The sequence below is a fragment of the Corynebacterium sp. HMSC062A03 genome, from assembly GCF_001811145.1.
GTDB classification, from domain to species: Bacteria; Actinomycetota; Actinomycetes; order Mycobacteriales; family Mycobacteriaceae; genus Corynebacterium; species Corynebacterium aurimucosum.
Map to the genome: position 1 here is coordinate 13,873 of NZ_KV803659.1, position 22,183 is coordinate 36,055.

The 22,183-nt window shown below is 57.6% G+C and carries 20 protein-coding genes, 1 tRNA gene and 1 pseudogene; 12 read left to right on the forward strand and 10 right to left on the reverse strand.

What is annotated here, in order from left to right:
* Positions 1-9: 9 nt before the first annotated feature.
* The 6 genes and pseudogenes from HMPREF2781_RS05030 to HMPREF2781_RS05055 all read left to right on the forward strand — a co-directional run.
* A complete protein-coding gene (locus tag HMPREF2781_RS05030; protein ID WP_010186493.1) occupies positions 10-807 on the forward strand; it encodes a segregation and condensation protein A in 798 nt (265 codons plus the stop codon).
* A 16-nt stretch (positions 808-823) separates the two neighbouring features.
* On the forward strand, positions 824-1,438 hold the full coding sequence (scpB, locus tag HMPREF2781_RS05035) for an SMC-Scp complex subunit ScpB (protein ID WP_070644625.1): 615 nt from the start codon (positions 824-826) through the stop codon (positions 1,436-1,438).
* An 87-nt stretch (positions 1,439-1,525) separates the two neighbouring features.
* Positions 1,526-2,443: a pseudouridine synthase gene (locus HMPREF2781_RS05040; RefSeq protein WP_070644626.1), complete on the forward strand. Its 918-nt coding sequence runs from the start codon at positions 1,526-1,528 to the stop codon at positions 2,441-2,443.
* Complete coding sequence (gene cmk, locus HMPREF2781_RS05045) at positions 2,443-3,153, forward strand: (d)CMP kinase (protein WP_070445103.1); 711 nt, start codon at positions 2,443-2,445, stop codon at positions 3,151-3,153. The genes HMPREF2781_RS05040 and cmk overlap by 1 nt, the downstream gene beginning before the upstream one ends.
* Positions 3,146-4,765 (forward strand): ribosome biogenesis GTPase Der, encoded by a 1,620-nt coding sequence (der, locus tag HMPREF2781_RS05050; RefSeq protein ID WP_070644627.1) that lies wholly within the window; start codon positions 3,146-3,148, stop codon positions 4,763-4,765. The genes cmk and der overlap by 8 nt, the downstream gene beginning before the upstream one ends.
* A gap of 94 nt (positions 4,766-4,859) precedes the next feature.
* Positions 4,860-5,390 (forward strand): annotated as a pseudogene (locus HMPREF2781_RS05055) (anaerobic C4-dicarboxylate transporter family protein); the annotation flags it as partial.
* A gap of 7 nt (positions 5,391-5,397) precedes the next feature.
* Here the strand turns inward: HMPREF2781_RS05055 and HMPREF2781_RS05060 are convergent.
* The 5 genes from HMPREF2781_RS05060 to HMPREF2781_RS12155 form a co-directional block, all read right to left on the reverse strand.
* Positions 5,398-6,006, reverse strand: a complete 609-nt coding sequence (locus HMPREF2781_RS05060) for a response regulator transcription factor (RefSeq protein ID WP_070445109.1) — start codon at positions 6,004-6,006, stop codon at positions 5,398-5,400.
* The gene (locus HMPREF2781_RS05065; RefSeq protein WP_070445112.1) at positions 6,003-7,118 is read right to left on the reverse strand and encodes a sensor histidine kinase; all 1,116 of its coding nucleotides are present in this window, start codon (positions 7,116-7,118) and stop codon (positions 6,003-6,005) included. The genes HMPREF2781_RS05060 and HMPREF2781_RS05065 overlap by 4 nt, the downstream gene beginning before the upstream one ends.
* A complete protein-coding gene (locus HMPREF2781_RS05070; protein ID WP_070445115.1) occupies positions 7,115-7,909 on the reverse strand; it encodes an ABC transporter permease in 795 nt (264 codons plus the stop codon). The genes HMPREF2781_RS05065 and HMPREF2781_RS05070 overlap by 4 nt, the downstream gene beginning before the upstream one ends.
* Before the next feature lie 13 nt (positions 7,910-7,922).
* Entirely contained in the window at positions 7,923-8,861 is a 939-nt protein-coding gene (locus HMPREF2781_RS05075; protein ID WP_070644628.1) for an ABC transporter ATP-binding protein, read from the reverse strand.
* A 106-nt stretch (positions 8,862-8,967) separates the two neighbouring features.
* Positions 8,968-9,810, reverse strand: a complete 843-nt coding sequence (locus tag HMPREF2781_RS12155; RefSeq protein ID WP_070445121.1) for a class I SAM-dependent methyltransferase — start codon at positions 9,808-9,810, stop codon at positions 8,968-8,970.
* An 82-nt stretch (positions 9,811-9,892) separates the two neighbouring features.
* Between HMPREF2781_RS12155 and HMPREF2781_RS05085 the strand changes: the two genes are divergently transcribed.
* Complete coding sequence (locus HMPREF2781_RS05085; protein ID WP_236659268.1) at positions 9,893-10,903, forward strand: CE1 family esterase; 1,011 nt, start codon at positions 9,893-9,895, stop codon at positions 10,901-10,903.
* Positions 10,904-10,925: 22 nt separating this feature from the next.
* Here the strand turns inward: HMPREF2781_RS05085 and HMPREF2781_RS05090 are convergent, their stop codons facing one another.
* Entirely contained in the window at positions 10,926-12,221 is a 1,296-nt protein-coding gene (locus HMPREF2781_RS05090) for a site-specific DNA-methyltransferase (RefSeq protein ID WP_371441030.1), read from the reverse strand.
* Positions 12,222-12,700: 479 nt separating this feature from the next.
* Here HMPREF2781_RS05090 and HMPREF2781_RS05095 point away from each other — a divergent pair, with 479 nt between their 5' ends.
* Positions 12,701-12,907 carry an antitoxin gene (locus tag HMPREF2781_RS05095; RefSeq protein WP_070445127.1) on the forward strand — a complete coding sequence of 69 codons (207 nt, stop codon included), beginning with the start codon at positions 12,701-12,703 and terminating at the stop codon, positions 12,905-12,907.
* Between the two features lie 233 nt (positions 12,908-13,140).
* The gene (locus tag HMPREF2781_RS05100) at positions 13,141-14,556 is read left to right on the forward strand and encodes a TetR/AcrR family transcriptional regulator (protein ID WP_246821776.1); all 1,416 of its coding nucleotides are present in this window, start codon (positions 13,141-13,143) and stop codon (positions 14,554-14,556) included.
* 221 nt (positions 14,557-14,777) lie between these two features.
* Here the strand turns inward: HMPREF2781_RS05100 and HMPREF2781_RS05105 are convergent, their stop codons facing one another.
* The 4 genes from HMPREF2781_RS05105 to HMPREF2781_RS05120 all read right to left on the reverse strand — a co-directional run bounded on the left by HMPREF2781_RS05105 (position 14,778) and on the right by HMPREF2781_RS05120 (position 18,349).
* Entirely contained in the window at positions 14,778-16,385 is a 1,608-nt protein-coding gene (locus tag HMPREF2781_RS05105; protein ID WP_070445130.1) for a cation:proton antiporter family protein, read from the reverse strand.
* Between the two features lie 218 nt (positions 16,386-16,603).
* A tRNA-Pro gene (locus HMPREF2781_RS05110) sits at positions 16,604-16,677 on the reverse strand.
* A gap of 87 nt (positions 16,678-16,764) precedes the next feature.
* The gene (locus HMPREF2781_RS05115; RefSeq protein ID WP_070644630.1) at positions 16,765-17,163 is read right to left on the reverse strand and encodes a YchJ family protein; all 399 of its coding nucleotides are present in this window, start codon (positions 17,161-17,163) and stop codon (positions 16,765-16,767) included.
* A 7-nt stretch (positions 17,164-17,170) separates the two neighbouring features.
* Positions 17,171-18,349: a bifunctional alpha/beta hydrolase/OsmC family protein gene (locus HMPREF2781_RS05120; protein ID WP_210386007.1), complete on the reverse strand. Its 1,179-nt coding sequence runs from the start codon at positions 18,347-18,349 to the stop codon at positions 17,171-17,173.
* Between the two features lie 96 nt (positions 18,350-18,445).
* Between HMPREF2781_RS05120 and secA2 the strand changes: the two genes are divergently transcribed.
* The 3 genes from secA2 to HMPREF2781_RS05135 all read left to right on the forward strand — a co-directional run bounded on the left by secA2 (position 18,446) and on the right by HMPREF2781_RS05135 (position 22,128).
* Complete coding sequence (gene secA2 / locus HMPREF2781_RS05125) at positions 18,446-20,737, forward strand: accessory Sec system translocase SecA2 (RefSeq protein WP_070644639.1); 2,292 nt, start codon at positions 18,446-18,448, stop codon at positions 20,735-20,737.
* An 87-nt stretch (positions 20,738-20,824) separates the two neighbouring features.
* Complete coding sequence (gene odhI / locus HMPREF2781_RS05130; RefSeq protein WP_070445142.1) at positions 20,825-21,256, forward strand: oxoglutarate dehydrogenase inhibitor Odhl; 432 nt, start codon at positions 20,825-20,827, stop codon at positions 21,254-21,256.
* 116 nt (positions 21,257-21,372) lie between these two features.
* Positions 21,373-22,128, forward strand: coding sequence for a transcriptional regulator FtsR (locus tag HMPREF2781_RS05135; RefSeq protein WP_010186535.1), 756 nt, complete (start codon positions 21,373-21,375; stop codon positions 22,126-22,128).
* Positions 22,129-22,183: the final 55 nt, after the last annotated feature.

Here is a 22,183-nt window from a genome sequence, read left to right on the forward strand (position 1 = left end):
CCACCTACTATGACTCAACCGGAGATCACCGGCTTTCGCATCGCGCTGGGCAACTTCGAGGGCCCGTTCGATCTACTGCTCCAGCTGATTCAGGCAAAGAAGCTGGACGTTACGGAAGTGGCGCTGTCTGAAGTCACTGACGAGTTTGTGGCTTATACACGTGCACTGGGAGAAACTGCGGACTTGGATGAGACCACGGAGTTCCTCCTTATTGCCGCCACACTCCTGGACCTGAAGGCGGCGCGTTTGCTACCGCGCGGCGAGGTTGATGATTTGGAGGACCTAGAGCTTTTGGAGACCCGCGATCTTCTTTTCGCGCGTCTGCTGCAGTATAAGGCCTATAAACAAGTTGCCGACCAGTTCGCGCAGTGGCAACGTGCCGCCCAGCGGCGCTATCCGCGGGCGGTGGCCATGGAGGAGCGCTTTAGTGATCTCCTCCCGCCGGTGAAGCTGGGACACACCCCAGCGAGCTTCGCAGAGCTGGCCGCGGGCGTCTTCCGTCCCAAGCCGCCGGAGGAGGTCGCGACGGGGCACATCCACCAAGTTGCCGTTTCCGTGCCGGAGCAGGCCGGAAAGATCCTCACCACACTCAAATTGCTGGGCACGGGGCAGTGGATGAGCTTCGATGCCTTAACGCGGGACTGTACTGTCTCTATGGAAGTCGTCGGCCGCTTCCTAGCGCTGCTGGAGCTATATAAAGCCAAGGCTGTGGATGCTTCCCAGCCGGAATCTTTGGGTCCGCTCGAATTATCGTGGACTGGGCTCGACGTGGATCCGGCCGTGGTCGCCGCGGCGAACTGGGATTAAGGTACGCTACCCAGACATGGACGACACGTCATTCCCGGCACCTAGTGAAGCGGCCCTCTCTAGCGGACAGGGAGCTTTGCCCCTCATCCCGCAGCTGCGTTCGCGCCTCGAATCGATACTGCTCGTCGTCGACTCGCCTGCAAGCGTGGAAGAGCTGGCCCGTGTGTTGGACGCGGAGCCTACTGATGTCAGCGATACCTTGCGGGCTGTCGAACGAGAACTGACCGAGCGCGGCTCCGGTATCGATCTGCGCGAGACACCCGAGGGGTGGCGCTTCTATACGCGTAAAGAGAACGCAGATGCCGTCGAGCAGTTTGTTCTCGATGGCACCCAAACCAAACTCTCCCGCGCTGCCCTAGAAACTTTGGCGGTCATCGCATACCGCCAGCCGGTAACCCGAGCTCAAGTCGCAGGTGTTCGCGGCGTAAACGTTGATGGAGTCGTCCGGACACTATTGTTGCGTGGACTCATTCGGGAGATAGAAAGCCCTGAGCCCTCTGTGGGACATGCGCACCAGTATGCGACCACTGAGCTTTTCCTCGAGCTACTCGGCATTGATTCTCTTGAGCGCCTTCCGGATCTTGCTCCACTGCTGCCAGACATCGAGCAGATCGACGAGGACTACTCATAAAGGCCTACTCTGCGGTAGGATTGCGGCCGGACAGAGGCGTGTTTTCACGCCCAGCAAATTGAAGAACTATTGAGAGGACACACTCCCGTGACTCCACCCGCTCGCCGCGACGGCACACCGGAAAAGAAAAAGCGTGACAGCGACATGATCGTCTCAAACGCTAAGCCGGCTCGCCACCAGCATGTAAAGAAGAAGGCCACCGCAGAGTCCATCGCCCGCGACCTGGGCGCGGATTGGTTGGTAGAAGGCAACAACAAGAAGAACTCCCAGAACCAGGGCGAACGCCTCCAAAAGGTGTTGGCCAAGGCCGGCGTTGCTTCGCGCCGCCACGCTGAGATCCTGATCGATGAAGGCCGAGTCGAGGTCAACGGTCAAGTCATCATCAAGCAGGGCACCCGCGTGAACCCCAACAAGGACGTCATTCGAGTCGATGGCACTCGCATCAACGTCAACGAAGAGACGCAGTACTTCGTGCTTAACAAGCCCCGCGGGATGCAGTCCACCATGTCGGATGACATGGGCCGGCCCTGTGTGGGCGATGTCGTGGCTGACCGCGTCGTGGCTGGTCAGCGCCTATTCCATGTCGGTCGTCTCGATGCTGACACCGAGGGCCTACTTTTACTGACTAATGATGGCGAGCTTGCTAACCGCCTCATGCACCCTAAGTACGAGGTTTCTAAGACTTACCTGGCTACCGTGCTGGGGGAGGCCGATAAGAAGTTGGTTCGCCAACTGCGTGAGGGCATCGAATTGGAAGATGGCCTGGCACAGGCAGACTATGTGCAAATCGTGGACAAGAACCAGGGCTATTCGCTGGTGCGTGTCGAATTGCACGAGGGGCGCAAGCACATCGTTCGCCGCATGCTGAAGGAAGCCGGCTACCCAGTTCAGCGCCTCGTGCGCACCAAGCTTCACACAGTACAGCTGGGCGATATGAAGCCTGGCTCCCTGCGTGCTCTTAACTCCAATGAATTGACCAGCCTGTACAAGGCGGTGGGGATGTAATGATTTCAAATATGCCCGATCAAGGCCTCATCTTGGCTGTTGACGGCCCCTCTGGGACCGGTAAGTCCACGACGTGCCGTGCGCTGGCCAAGCGGCTTGAGGCGAAGTATGTCGACACTGGGGCCATGTACCGCGTAGCTACTCTGGCTGTACTGCGCGCAGGGGTGGACCCGGCAGATACTGAAGCGGTGATTGCCGCGACTGCAGACCTTCCCCTTGAGGTCTCCGATGACCCTGATTCCACCCAGGTTATCTTCGATGGTGAAGACGTTTCCCGCGTTATCCGTGAGGATGAGGTCACCCGCAATGTCTCGGCGGTATCGGCAATCCCGGAAGTACGTCAGAACCTTGTTGAACTGCAGCGGAAGCTGTCGGCACAGGCCCACCGCGCGATTGTGGAAGGACGTGACATCGGCACTGTCGTTCTCGCGGATGCCCCCGCGAAGGCGTATATGACGGCCAGTGCCGAGGTCCGCGCGCAGCGCCGCCACGACCAGAACCTCGCCGCCGGCATTGAATCGGATTTTGACACCGTGCTTGCCGACGTCGAACGGCGCGACGCCGCAGATTCCTCCCGCGCCACCTCGCCGTTGCGCCCGGCTGAGGACGCGGTGCTCGTCGATACGTCCGAGATGACCCGTGAGGAAGTCCTCGACGCACTCATCGCCGTCGTGAAAGAATCTGCTGCAAAGGAGGCCTCGAATGACTAATGAACCGCAGAATCCGGACCTGAATCCCGAGCAGCAGCCGGAAGAATTCGAGACGGAGTTTCATTATCCGGTAGGCAAGCTCGAGGAAGAGGTCGTGCGCGATCCGCACGGCGGCTGGGCGCAAAAAGATTTCGATTCCGAGGACTTCGATTATGAGTTTGACGAGTCAGAATTCGATGATTCGGAATTCGGCGAGGCTGATTTCGGTGAGCAAGACGAACCGACCGAAGGTGATGCCCCACTGAGCGAAGAGGAATGGGCAGCACTATCGCATGCCTTCGGAGTAGGCGAGGAGCACACTGAGGAAAACCTCTGCACTGTGGCCGTGGTCGGCCGCCCGAACGTGGGCAAGTCTTCCCTGGTGAACCGATTCCTTGGCCGCCGTGAAGCAGTGGTGGAGGACCATCCTGGTGTGACCCGTGACCGTGTGTCCTACGTGGCGGACTGGAATGGCCAGCGCTTCTTCGTTCAGGACACCGGTGGTTGGGATCCGAATGTCAAGGGCATCCACGCTGCCATCGCCCGCCAAGCAGAGCAGGCTATGGAGACCGCCGATGTCATCGTGTTCGTGGTGGACACCAAGGTGGGCATCACGGAAACCGATGCTGTGATGGCTCGAAAGCTGCAGCGCTCCGAAGTTCCGGTCATTCTCGTCTCGAACAAGTTTGATTCGGAGACGATGTACGCAGATATGGCCGAGTTCTACGCGCTGGGCTTGGGAGATCCGTGGCCGGTATCCGCCCAGCACGGCCGGGGTGGCGCCGACGTCTTGGATGAGATTCTGCGTTTGTTCCCTGAGGAACCGCGCCATTCTTCGATTACTTCTGGGCCCCGCCGCGTAGCGCTGGTGGGCAAGCCAAATGTGGGTAAGTCCTCGCTTCTGAATAAGCTGACGGCGGAGGAGCGCTCCGTCGTGGACAATGCTGCCGGCACGACTGTCGACCCGGTCGACTCCTTGGTGCAGCTGGATCAGCGGCTATGGAAGTTCATCGACACTGCGGGCCTGCGCAAGAAGGTCAAGAATGCGCAGGGGCACGAGTATTACGCTTCGCTGCGCACGCGCGGCGTGATCGACGCGGCCGAGGTGTGCATCATGCTTATCGATGCCTCCCAGGAAGTCTCCGAGCAAGACCAACGCGTTCTCAATATGATTTTGGAAGCCGGTAAGGCTCTGGTTATTGCCTTCAATAAGTGGGACCTTGTGGATGAGGATCGCCGCTACTACTTGGAGCGCGAGATCGATGAGAACCTGCGGCACCTGCCGTGGGTGACCCGCGTGAATATCTCGGCGGAGACCGGCCGCGCCCTGCAGAAGCTGGAACCCGCCATGATCGAGGCTCTCGAGAGCTGGGATCAGCGCGTGTCGACTGGTCAGCTCAACAACTGGATGCGCGAGGCAATCGCCGCCAACCCGCCGCCGATGAACAATAACCGCCTCCCGCGCGTGCTGTTCGCTACCCAGGCATCCACGCAGCCGCCGACCATCGTGTTGTTTACCACCGGCTTCCTGGATGCGGGCTACCGCCGTTACTTGGAGCGCAAGTTCCGCGAGCGCTTCGGATTCCATGGCTCGCCTGTGCGCATCGCGGTGCGCGTGCGCGAGCGCCGTTAACGCCGATGAGATGTCTGGTTAGTTGACTTTCTGATTGCTGTTGGGGCGGTGCGGCTCTCTTAACAGTATGGCCGTTACGCTGGCATTATACCCAATGAACCTGGTCATCCAGATGAATATGCTGGTGGCCGGCGCCATCATTTTGCTGAGCTGCAAGGTGGAACCGGCGAAGATCGCCTCAACTCCTGTCTTTAAAGCTGGTATGACCGCAGTGTTCTCAGTATTCGGCGTGGCCTGGATGGCAGACACCTTCTTCCAAGCCCACATCGATGCCCTGGAATCCAACCTTGGCAGCGTCGTCGAAGCCGCTCCATGGGCCTACGCTGTCGTCTTGGTTATCGTGTCTAAGCTGGTCAATTCCCAGGCTGCGGCACTCGTAGCTATTGCTCCCATCGGGCTCCAGCTAGGCATTGACCCAGCGGTCATCGTGGGCTTCTACGGTGCTGCTTACGGCTACTTCATTCTGCCGACGTACCCCTCCGATTTGGCCTGCATTGGCTTCGACCGAACCGGTACGACACACATCGGCAAATTCGTCATCAACCACTCGTTCATCATCCCCGGCGCCATCTCTGTCGTTACCTCCTGCGTAGTCGGTTCTGTGCTCGCGCAGATCCTGCTCTAAGTCCCTCCTAAATCCAGCCATTAGCTTCGGCTCGCCGTGCAGCTTCGAAGCGATTTGCTGCCCGCGTCTTCGCCATAATTGCGGAGACGTGGTTGCGCACGGTCCCGCCGCTGAGGTGAAGCTGTGAAGCGATGTCGGCGGAGCCGAGCCCACGCAGCAGTAGGCGACAGACCTCTACTTCTCTTTCGCTCAAAGGATTGTCGGGGGAGAAGAGAATATCTTGAGCAAGCTGCGGATCGATGACTCGCATACCGGAATGGACTCGGCGGATGGCATCAGCGAGTTCGTCGGGCGGGGTGTCTTTGACCAGAAAGCCATCGACACCTGCCTGGAGCGCACGCTTGACGTAACCAGAGCGCCCGAATGTGGTGACGATAAGGCTGCGGCAGCCAGTATCTGCGATAGTTTGTGCCGCATCGATGCCGTTCATGCCGGGCATTTCAATATCCAGTAGAGCCACGTCAACGCTGTGCTTAGCGACGAGTGCAGCGACCTCTGTCCCGGAAGCGCAGTCCGCTACGACTTCTATGTCCGGTTCGGTGTTGAGCAGTGCAGTGAGCGCTCCGCGGACCAGTGACTGGTCTTCGGCGATAAGAACTCGGATCGAAACTGTCATGGCTGCTGAAACTCCTTTACCTCGGTGGTGTTTTCAAGAGTCAAGAGGACAGAGGTTAAGCCGTCGCTACGCCGGATTATGAGGTCGCCGCCCGCGTCGTCAGCACGGCGGCGAAGGCCAGCAAGGCCTGTGAGGCCGGCGGCAAGCGCCTGCTTAGCGTCCTCCGTGAAGCCGCCGCCGTTATCCGTCACTTGCAAGGAGTTTTCGTCTAGGGTTACCCAGCACTCCGTGGCACCAGAATGCCGCACCACATTGGTGGTGAGTTCCCGCAGTGCCCAGGAGAAAAGATCCTCATGTGACTGGGGCTGCGTAAATGTATCGGGAAGGTGGGTTGTGATTCCGGCAGTGTCCAAGATGCGGCGGGCCGCCTGGATCTCACCGGCAAAAGTGGGGTTCTTCATCCGTGTAACTGTCGAGCGGATCTCTGCAAGGGACAGCCTTGAAAGAGCGCTAATTTCCTCGAGCTCGGCGGCTGCTGTCGACGGATCATGGTCGATCAGGCGGAGGGCTACTTCTGACTTGAGATTAATAGCCGTGAGGGTATGACCGAGGAGATCGTGAATATCTGCGGCGATGTCTTCACGTTGTTGAGCTAAATCCAAGTCGTGGCGCAAGGCGGTTTCAGTGTCATCGCGCTGGGACAAAGTGCCCAGCGTCAAGATGAGCAGCGGCCACCCGAAGAGGATGAGTGCGAAATCGATAAAGCGCTGCTCCGCGTAAAACCAAAGAGGGATACCAACTACGGCACCGGTCAGGGCAATGATGGTGGACGCTGTTTTGAGCGGTTGTGTGAAGGACACTAAGGCCCCAAGGTAGGGCGCGAAGACCACAGCCCAGACACCGTGAGATGGAATAGCTAAAAGCGCTAGCAGTGCGAGGATGAGCCACCACGTAGCTACGCGACGCTGGTAGGACCACTCCTGTGGGTAGGAGTGCAACGTTCCGAAAGCAAGAGAATAGGCCACGCAGAAGACGACGGTGATTGCCACTGCCCAGAAACGCCGTCCTGCAGAAGTAGTGGGTTGGAAGAGGATTTGCAGCAGTACAGGAAGGAGAAATATCAGCCAGACTGCGGCGAAGGCGGCATCGCGGGCCTTGAAGCTGTGCATCATGCTCGGTCTTTGTCGCGGCTGCGAAGAAGTAAGCACGTCCCGACGAAAACCACTGTCCATACCGCGATACTAACCCATGCGTACCAGAGAGGATCTTTGATAAAAAGCTGATGGCCATTGATCATTTGAGCTCCTTCAGACAGCGGCCAACGAGCAAGAGCTTGTGCGCCGTACATGGGGGAGAAGCGTCCTACGTCAAGAAGGTTTTCCTTGAGCGGCATGAAGACGTTTCCGGCAAAGGCGAGGATGACTATGCTAGAGGAAGCAATGGACACACTGTTTTCCGATGGAATGAGCATGGCCCAAGCCATGCCGTAGAAGCCGAAGGGGATGGCGCAGGCTACGGTAGCAAGAAAAGCCAGCACCCACTGTTCCAGCTGCATGTTGGCTTTGGTCAGCGCCCCAGTGATGAAAACGGCGGCGATAGGCAAGATAGCTCGAACCGCAATGTTGAGGAAGTGAGCGATTCCCAGCTGGACAGGCTGCAGGGGAGTAAGAGCCAATTGCCGGCCCCACCCCGCGCGGTTCTCTGCGATCATTGAGCCAGCAGCGCCTACAGCACCTGTGGCACCGGCATAGAGCGCCATGCCGATCATGACCATGGCAGCAACGTTTCCGCCGTTGAACTCAACGTCGCCATATTCTTGCATCGCGCCGAAGAGAATGTAGAAGATGATCGGTAGCCCAATACTAAAGAAGAGCGTTGGTAGGTCGCGGCGCAATCGCTTGAGGTCGTGACCGGCGTACCGTAGCGTGGCGGCAAGGTTGGGTGATGCCATGCGTGTGCTCATGGTGGTTGTCTCCTTAAAGATTGGCGGTAGTCGGGGATGCGTTGGAAAGCTCCAAGAAGGAATCCTCCAAGCTATGGCCAGCGATGGTGATATCGCGAGCTGCAGTTTTAGTGAGCAGGAAGCGGGCCACAGCGTCAGAGTCCCGTGTAGTGATGGTGAGGCCAGTTTTGGTGCGTTCTAGGCGGACAACTCCCGGAAGATCAGCACTCAAGAGGGAATCAGGCAGCCCATCGGGAAAGGTGGCGCGAATAATCCGGGTGGAGTTAGATTTGCGGATCTCCTCCGTGGAGCCGTCGGCTTGAACCTCGCCCTTGTTGAGCATGACGATGCGCTGGGCAAAAGAATCTGCTTCCTCAAGGTAATGAGTAGTAAGGACGATGGTCCGGCCGGATTCAGCCTCGTGGTGCATGGCCTCCCAGAAGTGACGCCGAGCCGCGGCATCCATGCCGGCCGTGGGTTCGTCGAGAAGCAACAGCTCCGGATCCCCCAACAGCGCTAAGCCGAACCGCACACGCTGTTGCTCGCCGCCGGAGCATTTCCCCACCCGGCGCGAGAGAATATCGCCTAAGTTCGCGCGCTCAATAATGTCCTTTAATGGGCGGTGGGATGGGAAAGCCGCGCCAAGGAGCTCGAGGGTTTCCTTCACCGTGATATCTGGGAGTAAGCCGCCGGATTGCATGACCGCGCCGATGCGTCCAGTCTTCGCTGCTTCCTTTGGCGAGGTGCCGAGCACGTTAATTGTTCCTGAAGTTGGACTCGTGAGCCCAAGGATGAGGTCAATGAGCGTGGTCTTGCCAGCGCCATTCGTACCCAGCAAACCGACGATTTCACCCCGTTGAATGGTGAGGGAGACATCGTGAAGCGCTGGAACAGGTTCTCGGGAGGATGCGTTGAAGACTTTGCCGACGCCCCTGACATCTACGGCCGGCGGGAGTGTAGGTGTTGTGCTCATATCTTCACGCTATGGCTGTGAAGTATTTGCAGCGTAGAAGAGGTGTCACCAATCGGTGATGACAGTTGTCATGGCTGCCGAAGGCCCGCTCCTGGCCATGGCGGAACTACTCGCCATGGCGGCCCAACAAGAATGCATCCGTACGGTACGGGATGCTCAGCGCTTGTCCGGGGCTAAACCCCATGTGCTCGTAGAGGTACCAGTTGAGGTTGTGCGTCATGCGTTCATGGATTTTCGCTCCATTGCGAAGCCAGTATGAGCGAGTATGCATGAGTGCATGCAGATCTTCGGGGCACAGCTCGTGTTCCCACGTTAAGCGAAGCTCCTCACGGAGCGTCCACGGATCGCTCAAAGCGGGATAGAAACCGGGACGGTGGATATCACCTGAATGCATGATGCGGGAGAGCCGGAGGATCCATGGGTCAGCGTGAACGTCTAGAGTATTCCACACCAAAAGCACTTTTCCCCCTGGGCGGAGCACTCGGTCAAATTCCGCACAAGCTCGATCGACATCGACCCAGTGCCAGGTTTGAGCACAGGTGATGGCGTCGAGGGAGGCGGTATCCGCAGCTGTGTTCTCAGCGGTGGCGCGCCAGCAGGGAATCCCCAGGCGTACCAATACTCGTGCCATATCAGGGGAAGGATCGCTGGCGTAGACGACAGGATTGTGCAGTGACTCGGTCAGTTTGCCGGTTCCTGCCCCAACGTCGAGGACGGTGTGTGCAGAGGAAATAAGTTGCGATACTTCCGGCGGATATCCAGGACGAGCATCGTGGTAGACGTCGGCTCCTTGTTGGAAAGCTCGGGCAGAATGCACCCGCTGTTGAGCAGTGCCGAAGTTAGGAGATTCTTTTCCGGATGCGTGCCGGTAGCTGGGGTAATGCTCGGGTAGTGGGTGCGGAGAGGGTACGCCCAAGGAATCGGATGGGTCGGAAGGCAAAGAGCTCATGATGCCCTCAAACTTACCGTGGTGCTGCAGGTTCGTGGATGTTGGTGGGATGTTTTAAGGTGGACGAGGATATTTTCCGATAATGAATGTGGCGAGGGGAATGATGGGCGAAGATTCCGCAACGCGGCTGCGCCGGTTGCGTGCGCTCGCTGGGTCTGTCGCCGTCGCGGCAACTGTCATGGCGTTGGCGTCGTGCAGCTCGCCTGAAGAGGAAGCACCTACGTCAACCTCCCCAGCAGAGTGGACAAATGATCTCGGTATCCCACTAGCTCCTATGCTGGTCGGCCCGGAGCCTGGACACACGAAGAAAGTTCGGTTGGCCTCTGGTCGGAGCTTCCTTCTCCATGTGCCTGAAAACTACACGCCTGAGCGTTCCTGGCCGGTGCTGCTATCTTTCCACGGGTATACAGATTCTCCGGAGAATATGGAGCAGTACACCCAATTCAATGCCGCTCACGCCATCGTTGCCTACCCAGCGGGGGAGAAGGCCGCGTGGGCGCCAGCCCCCTACGCTGCTACTAGCGCTGAAGAAGACCTAGAATTCGTTCGCTCTCTCGTGGATAGTCTGCGTTCTACTTACGAGGTGGACGATAACGCCATCTATGCCGCAGGTCTGTCCAACGGCGGGGGGTTCGCAGCCTTCCTGGCCTGCCGGATGCCGGGCACCTTTCGATCTGTAGCGACAGTTTCGGCGGCATATTACGAAGGAATCCATACCAATTGTTTGGATAAACCTGTCGGCCGTTTGGATATCCACGGTACAAAAGATCCCGTAGTTAATTACGAAGGCGGAGTGCGCCACGATACTGCCTATTCTTCAGTAGCAGAGGTGCTCGGGCAGGATCAGCGGCGCAATGACTGTCGAGGGGACGTCGATTCCGTGCGCCTGACAAACGGTGCCACTAGAGAGACCTGGACTGCCTGTGAAGCACCGCTACAGCACATCCGCATCGAAGGCGGATCTCACGTATGGCCGGGCGGAAACAATGACACGAAAATCGAAGTCGGACAAGGATTCGCCACCGATGCAGTACTGGATTTCTTTGGCATCCCCGGGCGCCCAGAAGGCACCGAAGAGCACGGCGTGGCCTAGGGGGCGTTACTGCGCGGTTTTGCTAGTCCAGGGTGAAGTGGTCAAAGGGCACATCGAGTGAGCGAACTCGTGCGAGACAGATATCTGCAACCGTGTCGAAGCCTGCTTGGCGCGCCGCACTGGAGGCCTCTGTGGGGGCGGGAATCTGCACCAAATGGAAAGAGCGATGGCCACCGTCCTCGCGGTTGAGCTCGACGACGGCTTGAGCGGTTGTCCCCGAGCCAGCGAAAAAATCAAGGACTACCGCGTCTGGCCCACCGGCGATGGCAATGAGGTGCTTGAGAAGCCGTACGGGTTTAGGGAAGTCGAAGACACCTGTGATGCCGAGAGCTTCTTCGGCATCGCGACGGCCTGTGCGTGTGACTCCGAATCGCTGCCCATCCAGGATGGAACGAGGTCGTGCACCCTTCTTTTCATAGTTTTTGGTGTAGACAAAACCACGCCTGAACACCAATTCTTCGTAGTGTTCAGCAACCTTGTCCTTGCCCCATCGCCAGCGAGCTACCTTTGATTTTCCTTCTGGTTGATGGGGCCAGTACTCGCGGCCGTCGGGGGCGACGATGGGGAAGTCCAGACTGGGTAGGTAGCCCAAAGTTTTAGAGTCCAATCGGACTAAGGAGTAGTTGCCCTTCTCGTCACTGTGGTTGTAGCGGGTCGAGGTCTGCGCCTCTACATCCACATTGAACCCAGGATTTGCTGGGGACTTGGCGTAACACAAGATGTATTCATGTTCTAGTACGGCATACTTCGAGTCATTCTTGCCAGTCCCGCCCTTCTTCCAAATGAGTTGGCCAGCAAAGCAATCTTCACCAAAAACTTCATTCAGAAGGAGGCGTAGATGGGCCGATTCTGATTCGCCGATTGACACGAGGATGAAGCCTGCGTCAGCAAGCACCTCACGCGCCAGGATTAAGCGCGGCAGCATCATGGAAAGCCATTCTGCATGCCACTGCCCAAAATGCTCTGAGCGCATATCGCGGCGCTGTCGGAAGTTGTCACGATAGACAAAGTCTTTACCAGTGTTGTACGGCGGATCGATGTAGATGATGTCCGCGCGCATACCCCGCTCAATAAAGTCATTCAGTGCAGCTAGATTATCTGCCACGCTAACACTGTTAGGGGAAGAACCCCGGCCGCTGATGAGCTTTCGCTTGCTCACAGAGTCTTCTTTGGCCAGCGCAGCAGCTTGTTCCTTGCCCGGCCATACAAGCCCAAAAACCGACCCCACATCGGTGGAAGCGCGCTCTACGGGGGATGGTGCGGTGACGCGAGGGCGCGTGGCAGGAAGGCAATCAGGGGAGGAATGAGACGAAGACATCGTGGCGATTAGTGTGTTGGTTATAGAGATTAAGGACCAAGGGGGGCGTTGAACATCGGGCCCTTTACTCGTTTCCCGCGGCAAAGAGGGAAAAGAGCACAAAAGGATTGTGTCTTAGAGTACAGGCGTTCACAAATGAGAGGGTGATGGCACGTACCAAGTTGTTGAACGAAAAGGGGTAGATGGTGGGGGTGGGGCATTATAGAGATACTTAAAACTCTTAGAATCTAGTTTTCCAAAACTGCCATGCGCTGTTGACAGCGTTAATTTATAAACGCTGTGGCGAAGAACTCAGGGCGTCGGTACGGTGGGGGTGTGTCGGCGCGCACGCCGAAGGCAGCGACCGTAGAGCATCTGTTCGTTGCGTGGGGAGTCTAAGGAGGCTTCACGCAATAGTGAACACGGCTCTGGTGTAGGTGCCTTCGGGTGTTGGAAGCCAGCACTGTTAGAAACAGTAAAGCAAAGGAAGGACTGTAGAAATGGGTATTTTTGACAAGGCAAAGGATGCGCTGAACACCGATAAGGGTGAGCAGATTTCGGATAGCGCACTGGACAAGGGTGCAGACTTGGCTAAGGGAAAGCTGGGCGAGGACAAGGCAGATAAGATTGACTCTGTGCGTGACCAGCTTGATGAACGTATCGGCAACCAGGGTGCTGAGGCTCCCGAGGGCGATGAGCAGAAGTAAAGACTAGCCGCCTCTCCGGCATGGTAGCCTTGGGCGACTAGGGCATGCCCAGTAGTCTAAAAAGTCCTGTCCACAAAGTGGGCAGGACTGTATAAGTTTTACACTAATGTATAGTTCAACCTGTTTTGGTTCAGTTGCGGACTGATGCGGCCAGGAAGGAAACTGAGAATATTCTATAAAGTTTCCTATCTTGCGTTTATGGAATTAGAATTGACCTATTCCTGGGTAGGCTAATGACCGTGATTACTTCAGTAGATGTGGAACACGGTAACCGCCCCTCTCGGCAGCTACTTATTGAGCAAGCCGGCCGGGTCATTGCCAAGGCGGGTATTGATGAAGTCCGCCTGCGGGAGGTTGCAGATCAAGTCGATGTGCCTTTTGGGGAAGCACGGGCACTGTTTGCATCTGAGGCTGAGCTTGTTGAAGCTACTAAGCATTCGCTCAATGAAGCATTGACCTCAGTAGTTGATTTACATCTAGAACGCTTACCTGAAAACGCAACTGCAGTGGACAAGCTCCGGGCCACAGCTCTGTCGTATTTCTCTTTTGCGGTTGAGGATCCTTCCGCCTTCGCAGCATTTACTGCGGTCCACGCAACGCCGCAGGTGGGGCTGAAGGCGGAAGATTTTGTTGACCGAGGCGGGCGCGCCGAGACGTGCCCTATAATGCGGATGCTTTTTGAGCTGACTGAAGACGCTATAAGGGAATCTGGCGGCCCAGAGGTCGATGCAAAGGGGACTCTGCTTTCAGCGTTGTCTATCTTCTCGCATTTGCACGGCGTAACGCAGCTCGCTGCTGAAGGAATCTTGCGTTACCTTTCGCCAGCAGCCAAGAAGCAGACGTTTAGTGCTGTTATGGATACTCTCAGCGTTGGTCTTTACCCATTTTTTAGGGGTGAGCGAATTGAACGCACCATTCCTTATGGATTGGTGGGGGAGCAGCCGGAAGCGCTTTTGACAAAGGCTAAGGATCTTCCACGCACGACAGAAGAAGAGCAGCGTTCAGCGCTGCTTCGGGGTGCTGTCGAGGAGATTCTTGATCGTGGTGTAACCGGACTGTACATCGGCGGAGCTGCGAATCGAGCAGGCCTCAGCGTTCAAGAGGCTGAACACCTGTTTGAAAGTGATAAGGAACTAGCTAACTATCTTGAGCGCTATCTGGACAAGATCAACTATGAGTTCATTTATCGTCAGGTGGCTGCATTGCCTGAAGATGCTAGTGCCGTATCCAAGATTAAGGCCACAGGTTATGGGTATGTCTCACATGCCCTGTATGACCCACAAGGTTTCGATACGCTGATCAAGATTGCATCTGGGCCAATCGTCCCCATGTCATTCGAAGATAATTTCCTCCCGAATGCAAACAAAGCGGTCGAGCTCGAGCGCGACTTTAGCGAGTTTGGACGAGCTTTTGGCTTCATTATGTCTCTTGTGCGCGAGGTTATCGATGAGGTTGATGGACCACGCACCCCGTGGGTGCTTTTCACCCTAGTTATTTCGGTATGGGCGGGTGCTCATGGTCTTTCCATGTTGAGCACAAAGGGTCCATTGCGTGGTTATGACTCGGACTTCATTTTTGAAGTCCTCACGCAGTATATGGATATCGAATTTGGCGGTATCATGCGAAGCCTTAGCGGTATGGCAAACTAGTTTCACTCTCGTGACGGTGCAGCGTTCCTAGTTGGCCGCAACGCTTATCACGGCTAATCTCCACTTCCTTAAGGGGAAGCGGAGATTTTTCTTCTTAGTTCTTCCGTGTGAAGTTACTTTGTGGCGGGTGAGATATGCGTAGTTTCTAGGTGCATTTGTGTGGCCGGAGGAGGAGAAAGCCCGCCGGGGTGGGAAGGCGCCGCTCCGATGCCGTCGTAGACCTAGAGCTCACCAGCCAGGCGCAGGCGCCGCATCTGGTTTTCGGTGAAGGTCCGTTCGGCCAGTGATTCGCCTGCACCGTCCTGCAGATGCACCACGACGTTAAGCCCGAGTTCCTCGAGGTCTTCTACGTCCTCGCGGTACATTGCCACCGAGCTAATGGTGCATTCCTCGGGGTTGATATCGGAGGCGAAGATCTCCTTGACTGCGTCGACGTTCGCGTGCTGGGCGGGCATAGCAAGCATGATCATGTCAATGTGGTGACTGTCCTTGACACGCTCCCAGAAGTCGACATCGGTGGCATCGCCTTCCACGACATTGAAGCCGCGCTCTTGGAGGTGGCGCACCCGGGCTGGATCATGCTCCACGCCTAAGACTTTCGCGCCATAGACCTCTGTGAGCTCCTTGTAACAGGAAAGTCCTAGGCGGCCGACCCCAAGGACCAAAGCATGGGCATCCCCCAGCTCGATCGGACGATCTTCCGGGTGAATCTTGTGCGGTGGGCGCGTAGGTAAGCGTTTGGCCACGTGCGTGGCCCGCGAGACGCTCTGTGGGTTGAAAATGGCGGAGATGACGAAGCTCAAGGACACTGCGAGAACCAATGAAAGTAGCCAGCGCTGATTCAGCCAGCCGTCTTCCACCCCGAGGGCAGCAATGATTAACGCGAATTCGGAATAATTGGCCAGGAGCAAAGACGCGAGGACGGAAGTACGGTTGCGCAGCCCTAGTGTCCACAGGATGGCCCAGTAGGCGATTCCCTGGACAGGCAAAAGCATTAGGAGCAGGCTGGCGTCAAGGAGGTGCTGCCACGTCGGGAGGCCCAGGAAGCCGATGTTGACGAAGAAGCCAACCAGCAGCAATTCTTTGAGTGTGAACAGTGAATGGCTGAGTTGTTCCGCCCCAGGGGAGCGAGAGAGAACCACGCCCATGATGAGAGCACCCAGACTGCCCGAGAGTCCGACCCATTCGAAAAGAGCATAACCAGGCAGAAGGGCCATCACGATGCCGAATAGTGCGCCCAGCTCACCGTGGCCGAGCTTGTACCAGCGGCGCGTTGTCAATGCCAGTAGCGGCACGATGAGTACAAGCAAGAGGGCAGTCAAGCTGGGCGGCTCCCCGCGGAGAATGCTCATGAAGGCAACAGCGATGATGTCCTGCATAATGAGTACGCCAATACAGATATTTCCGTACAGGGCTTGTTCATCGCCGCGGTCCTGCAGGATTTTTAAGACCACGATGGTGCTTGAGAAGCTCAGTACCAGGGCGATGTTGACAGCTACCGAAAAGCTCGTAGGCCCAAATACACCAAGAGCCCCGAGTGCTGTAATGAAGCCCGCTCCGAGCAGAGTCATCACGAGTACATGTGCGCTGGCTGTCAGCCACACAGCTTTATCAGTTAAGGCCCTGAGATCGAGGCGTAACCCGATTGCGAAAAGCATGAGAGTAACGCCAATGTCCGCGAATAGATTTAATGCTTCGACATGCTCGACTCCGCCGGCGTTGAGCGCAAAGCCAGCGGCGAGAAATCCAATAAGTGGAGGCAGGCGCACTGCCCACGCGATGAGGCCGCAGCCAAACACCACAGCGAGGTAGGTCAACAACAATTCCATGAATTGTAATAGTGCCTCAACCCAGGTTATAGCCCTAGTTAGAAACGCTCTTTAGCCCATGAGGGGGAGAAACATAGGGGCAGCGCTGCTTGGCGACGACACATTAGGCACTTTGAAGTTCTGAGTTACGGTGGACTAGCCGGCTAGTCCACCTCAGGATGGGAAAGGAAAACGTGAGAAAAGGCTGACCAGAATCGCTCTGACCAGCCGTAATACTGTCGGACTAACAGGATTTGAACCTGCGACCCCTACACCCCCAGTGTAGTGCGCTACCAAACTGCGCCATAGTCCGCCGTCGCACTATTTCGTGCAACTGCTACAGATTACACCAACGGTATTCGCTTCGACAAATCCCAGCTCAACCTCTGTTTTAAAGGCTCTAAAACTCTCCGGTGGAATAGACCCACTGCCCGCCTTGGCGGCGAAAAGAGGAGCGCTCCCGTTGAGAGCCCTTGGCAGCTCCCTTATAGAAAGCCTCGAATTCAACGATGCCGGTCTGGTCCAAGGGGCCGCCCGCGACGGTGTCGATAATGTCGAGGCGATAAAAGCGAATGCCGGTTTCGGCGAGGTCGAGGCGCTCCGGGCGGGTTTCGGGGTCCCAGGTGCGCAGCAAATAATCCTCGTCGCCGGTGACGAAAGCGCTGAAACGCGAGCGCATCAGGGCCTCCGCTGAGGGGGCGGGTGTGCCGGCATGGTAGCGCGAGCAGCACTCGCCGAAGCTTAGGCCGGTACCGCAGGGGCAGCGGGCGGCAGGATCAAGTGGGTTAAGAACAACCATGGGCGGCTTATTCTGCAGTGGTTGCCACGGCGGTGGCGATGTCCACAGCGAGGAGGGAGTCGATGGTGGTGGAAGCGGCGGCGTCGGCAAGCGCGCGTTGTTGATCGGCACTCAGAGAAGCAGGAAGCGTCACCGTACGTGTGAGACGAGATTCGGATTCTTGGCTAACCCTTACAGATACCGCTTCGAGTACCTTCGCGTCGATTTTCTGCGCCTTGCCCGCTTCTTTGATGGCCTGGGTGCTTGCCGCAGCCACAGCGGACATAAGAAGGCCTTCCGCGGTGAAACCTTGGCCTTTGCCGCCGTTCTTTTTCGTGCGGTCAGCGCTCACCGATCGGTCATTGTGGCGCACGACGACGCCCATCCTGGTTCCAACTGCCGGGATTGCAAGCGCTGAGTCCTCAGCAACTGGGGTGGGAAGGTTCTCCGGAACAATAAACTGCTCCGCCCAAGCTCCGATGAGGTCGGCGGCACGGGCTGCCGCGCCCTGCTTAGTCACCAGGTGATCGGCCTTATCCAAGGCGACGAGGGACTTGGGATAACGCGTGGTCCGGAAAATATTTTGCGCGTTATCAATGCCCACCGTTTGATCAATGGGGGAATGCAGCACCATGAGGGGCTTGCGCAGACGCGGAAGATAGTCCTCCGGGTTGGTCTCAGCAAGGTCTTCGAGGAAGAGACGCGAAATGGTCAGCGCCCGGCCTCCAAGGGTGACCTCGACTTCACCGTTGGCGTCGACCTCGCCGATCTTGTCGGCGTAGTGCAGCACGGAGTGTGCAGGATCGAAGGGGGCGCCGATGGTGGCCACGGCCTTGAGGGAGCGAATGTTGTTGGCCGCGGCCAGAGCGGCAGCCCCGCCCAGTGAATGGCCCATGAGTAGCTGCGGTGCGGAATAGTTCTGTGCTAGCCAGTCAGCGGCGGCCTGGATATCGGCAACATTCTGGCTGAAACATGTGTCCGCAAAATTTCCTTCGGATTGGCCTAGGCCAGGAAAATCAAAGCGCAGGGTAGCGATGCCAAAGTTAGTCAGCTGTTTGCTCACGCGGGCAGCGCCCGGGGTATGGCGCGAGCCGGCAAAGCAGTGCGCGAAGATGGCGAAGGCTTGCGGAGGGGAGTCAGGAAAGTCGATGGTTCCGGCCATCGTGGTACCGGTGCTGGAGGGGAGCGACACGTTCACGGATTGCATGACCATAAGGATATAAGGGCGAACGCACGCCTGCGAACCGGGGTTGACTAGAGTCGATAGAAGACCTGTATGACGCACAAGGATGGAGGAGTGCTCATGGGCGCATTCGATTGGTTCTGGAAGGCAATGGGCGCGCAGTCCGAACGCAACAACAAGAAGTCGAAAGCCGTTGTGACGGCCGCAGATTCCGCGGTAGAGGATATCGCGAACCTGTCGGATGCAGAGGTTGCCGCCACCGCACGGGAGTGCGTGAAGGACGGCAAGATCGCGGATAAATCCCGCTTCCTCGCAGCCCTGGCCGTGGCCAGCGAACGCAAGCTTGGCATGCGTCCCTTTACTGTCCAGTCCCAAGCTGTGCTGCGTCTTCTTGAAGGCGACGTTATCCAGATGGCCACTGGTGAGGGAAAGACGCTGGTGGGAGCCATGGCCGCGACGGGTTTTGCGCTGACCGGCAAGCGCGTGCACCTGGTGACAGTGAACAATTATCTAGCAGCGCGCGACGCTGAATGGATGCGCCCGCTCGTGGAGTTCTTTGGACTCACGGTGGCCCCGGTAACGGAGAAGCTCGGCCCGGAAGAACGCCGCGCGGCTTACTTATCCGACATCATCTATGCACCAGTCAATGAGCTCGGTTTCGATGTGCTACGGGATAACCAGATCACGTCCCGCGAGCAAACGGTGCAAGCGCGCGCGGATGTGGCGTTGGTGGATGAAGCGGATTCTGTGCTTGTCGACGAAGCCCTCGTCCCCCTCGTCCTCGCCGGAAATCGCCCCGGTGAGGAATCTACGGGCCACATCACCAACGTGGTTTCCCGGCTGCGAGAGGAGCAGGACTACGTTATTGCGGAGGATGGGCGCACGGTAGCGCTCACCGAGGAGGGCGCGGCACGTGTGGAGCACGAATTGGGACTCGACTCGCTCTACTCGGAGGAGAACATCGGCTCCGTGCTGGTCAAAGTTAACTTAGCGCTGCACGCTAAGGCACTGCTTATTCGCGATATTCACTACATCATCACGGACGGAAAATTGCAGCTTATCGACGCCTCCCGCGGCCGCGTAGCGGAACTGCAGCGCTGGCCGGATGGCCTCCAGGCCGCGGTGGAGGCCAAGGAAGGCCTAGAGGTGTCAGAAGGAGGGCGCATCCTCGACACCATTACGCTCCAGGAGCTCATGCGGCGCTATCCGCTAGTGTGCGGCATGACCGGAACCGCAGTGGAGGCAACAGACCAACTACGTCAGTTCTATGACCTGCACGTCTCGGTCATCGACCGTAACAAGGAACTGCAGCGCTTCGACGAACCTGACCGCATTTATGCCTCCGTGGATGAAAAATCCCGTGCCATCGTCAATGAAATCGTGGCAATCAATAGCACTGGCCAGCCGGTACTCGTGGGTACCCACGATGTTGCTGAATCAGAAGACCTCGCCGAAGCCCTACGTGAACAGGGGATTACGGTCAACGTCCTCAACGCAAAAAATGATGAGGACGAGGCGCGCATCGTTGCGGAAGCAGGCGACGTGGGGCGAGTGACTGTGTCTACCCAGATGGCGGGCCGCGGCACCGATATCAAGCTGGGCGGCGCGGATGAGTCTGACCGTGAAGTCGTTGTTGAAAAGGGCGGTTTGGCAGTGCTCGGCACCTCGCGGCACCGCTCCTCCCGTTTGGATAACCAGTTGCGCGGGCGTGCAGGCCGCCAAGGAGATCCGGGCATGTCGCTCTTTTTCGTTTCCTTGGAGGATGACGTGGTCAAACAGGGCGGGGAAGATGAATCCTTGTCCGCGCGCCCCGATGCCGATGGGCTCATCGATTCCAAGCGCGTCCGGGACTTCATTGCACACTGCCAACGCGTGACGGAAGGGCAATTGCTGGAGATTCACGCGCAAACCTGGAAGTACAACCAGCTACTCGCGGACCAACGCATCATTATCGATGAGCGCCGTGCCAAGTTACTCGACACTGATCAAGCCTGGCAGGAGTTGGCTGAACGGGCGCCCGAACGCGCAGCCGAGCTTGGCGACGTCCCCGCGGAAGCTCGTGAGCGGGCTGCCCGCGAGATTATGCTGTACCACCTAGATTTGGCGTGGGCCGACCACCTAGAGCTGATGGATGACGTTCGTGAATCCATCCACTTGCGCGCCATCGCCCGCGAGACGCCCATCGACGAATACCACCGCATCGCGGTGCGTGAATTTAAGGACTTGGCGCAGCGGGCAGTTGATGATGCTCTAGATACTTTTAAGACTGTGCTTATTGATTCTGAGGGTGCCCACCTCGAGGATCATGGGCTGTCTCGACCGAGCGCCACGTGGACTTATATGGTCTCTGATAACCCACTATCTGGGGGCGGAAATTCCGTGCTCAAGGGCATAGGAAACATTTTCCGCTAATGTAAATGCGCCAGAGGTGACTCGCGCGGACAGCGGAGTCGCTAATATGGAATGAGTCAACATCGATCCGACCCTTCGGAGGTAAAAATGAGCGAGAATACCGGAACGCCGGAACCGCAGGCAGAGACTACTTCTGTCTTCCGCGCTGATCTTCTCAAGGAGATGGAAAACGGCACCGCGGCGGGTTCTGACGCCTCCGTTGCCGGCGCTGAGAACCTGGCAGAGGGCCAGGCGCTGCTCGTCGTAAAGCGCGGTCCCAACGCTGGCGCACGCTTCCTGCTGGATCAGCCGACCACTACCGCCGGACGCCACCCAGAAGCAGACATCTTCCTTGATGATGTCACGGTGTCCCGCCGCCATGCCGAGTTCCGCTCCAAAGACGGCCAATTTGAGGTTGTCGATGTCGGATCGCTCAACGGCACTTACGTCAACCGTGAGCCGCGCAATGCGCAGGTGCTGGAAGTAGGCGATGAAATCCAGATCGGTAAGTTCCGCCTGGTTTTTATTGCCCCTCAATAAAGCAGTTCTAGTTAGCAGGAACTAACGGGTGCGAGGGGAGTAGGTTTATTTCGCACCCTGCCCACGTTCCCGCTGTGTCCAAGTGAAACCGTGTAGAAAGCAGTAGTAGTCCTATCGTGAGTGCGCAGAAGTCCACCGCCGCTGCCGCAGCAGCGTCTTCCGTGGCCAAGAAGACCAAGCCTGCTAAGCAGAAGCCCATGTCTATTGGCGTAACGCTGAAGCACGTTCAGAAGCAATTTCCGGACGTGACGGTGTCGAAGATTCGCTTCTTGGAGTCTGAGGGGCTGATTACTCCGGAGCGCACCGCAAAGGGCTACCGTCGCTATTACCAAAAAGACTTGGACCGCCTGCGCTACATTCTGACTGCGCAGCGTGATCACTACACGCCGCTCAAGGTCATTCGGGAACAACTGGATGCGATGGACTCGGGGCAGGTGACCGCTATTGTCTCCTCCCAGGCTGAGGCCCTTATCAGCGCTGAGCAGCTACGTGCGCCGGTAGTTACCCGGCTTACCGACGCCGACGTGGCCGACCAAGCCGGAACAACGCAGGAAAACATCGCGAAACTGGTCTCGGTGGGCCTGATCAAGCCGGATCCGGCGGGCTTCTTCGACACGGATGACGTGTCCATTGTCTCCGCGGCCGTGGCGCTGGAGTCCTTTGGGCTCGAGGCTCGGCAGTTGAAATCGCTGCGCAATGCTGCCCGACGCCAGGCGGACATGATTTCGCAGGTGGCAACGCCGGTCGCGCATTCGAAGTCTGATACCGCCCCGCAACAGGCGGAGGAGCTGTCACAGCAGATGGCGGCCCTGGTTTTATCGCTCCACGGGACGTTGGTCAAGACCGAGCTTCGCGACGAATTCCGGCCTTAAAACCTGATGCCTGGCTCGCGATGGAATGTGGCCTAACCCAGGCTTCGTGTCGCCT

Coding starts and splice junctions, on each gene's coding strand:
- HMPREF2781_RS05075 (WP_070644628.1), bottom strand. CDS start 8,861: ATGAGCACAACACCTACACTCCCGCCGGCCGTAGATGTCAGGGGCGTC.
- cmk (WP_070445103.1), top strand. CDS start 2,443: ATGATTTCAAATATGCCCGATCAAGGCCTCATCTTGGCTGTTGACGGC.
- HMPREF2781_RS05070 (WP_070445115.1), bottom strand. CDS start 7,909: ATGAGCACACGCATGGCATCACCCAACCTTGCCGCCACGCTACGGTAC.
- odhI (WP_070445142.1), top strand. CDS start 20,825: ATGAGCGAGAATACCGGAACGCCGGAACCGCAGGCAGAGACTACTTCT.
- HMPREF2781_RS05030 (WP_010186493.1), top strand. CDS start 10: ATGACTCAACCGGAGATCACCGGCTTTCGCATCGCGCTGGGCAACTTC.
- der (WP_070644627.1), top strand. CDS start 3,146: ATGACTAATGAACCGCAGAATCCGGACCTGAATCCCGAGCAGCAGCCG.
- HMPREF2781_RS05060 (WP_070445109.1), bottom strand. CDS start 6,006: ATGACAGTTTCGATCCGAGTTCTTATCGCCGAAGACCAGTCACTGGTC.
- HMPREF2781_RS05115 (WP_070644630.1), bottom strand. CDS start 17,163: ATGGTTGTTCTTAACCCACTTGATCCTGCCGCCCGCTGCCCCTGCGGT.
- scpB (WP_070644625.1), top strand. CDS start 824: ATGGACGACACGTCATTCCCGGCACCTAGTGAAGCGGCCCTCTCTAGC.
- secA2 (WP_070644639.1), top strand. CDS start 18,446: ATGGGCGCATTCGATTGGTTCTGGAAGGCAATGGGCGCGCAGTCCGAA.
- HMPREF2781_RS05095 (WP_070445127.1), top strand. CDS start 12,701: ATGGGTATTTTTGACAAGGCAAAGGATGCGCTGAACACCGATAAGGGT.
- HMPREF2781_RS05120 (WP_210386007.1), bottom strand. CDS start 18,349: ATGCAATCCGTGAACGTGTCGCTCCCCTCCAGCACCGGTACCACGATG.
- HMPREF2781_RS05090 (WP_371441030.1), bottom strand. CDS start 12,221: ATGTCTTCGTCTCATTCCTCCCCTGATTGCCTTCCTGCCACGCGCCCT.
- HMPREF2781_RS05065 (WP_070445112.1), bottom strand. CDS start 7,118: ATGATGCACAGCTTCAAGGCCCGCGATGCCGCCTTCGCCGCAGTCTGG.
- HMPREF2781_RS05085 (WP_236659268.1), top strand. CDS start 9,893: ATGAATGTGGCGAGGGGAATGATGGGCGAAGATTCCGCAACGCGGCTG.
- HMPREF2781_RS12155 (WP_070445121.1), bottom strand. CDS start 9,810: ATGAGCTCTTTGCCTTCCGACCCATCCGATTCCTTGGGCGTACCCTCT.
- HMPREF2781_RS05100 (WP_246821776.1), top strand. CDS start 13,141: ATGACCGTGATTACTTCAGTAGATGTGGAACACGGTAACCGCCCCTCT.
- HMPREF2781_RS05105 (WP_070445130.1), bottom strand. CDS start 16,385: ATGGAATTGTTGTTGACCTACCTCGCTGTGGTGTTTGGCTGCGGCCTC.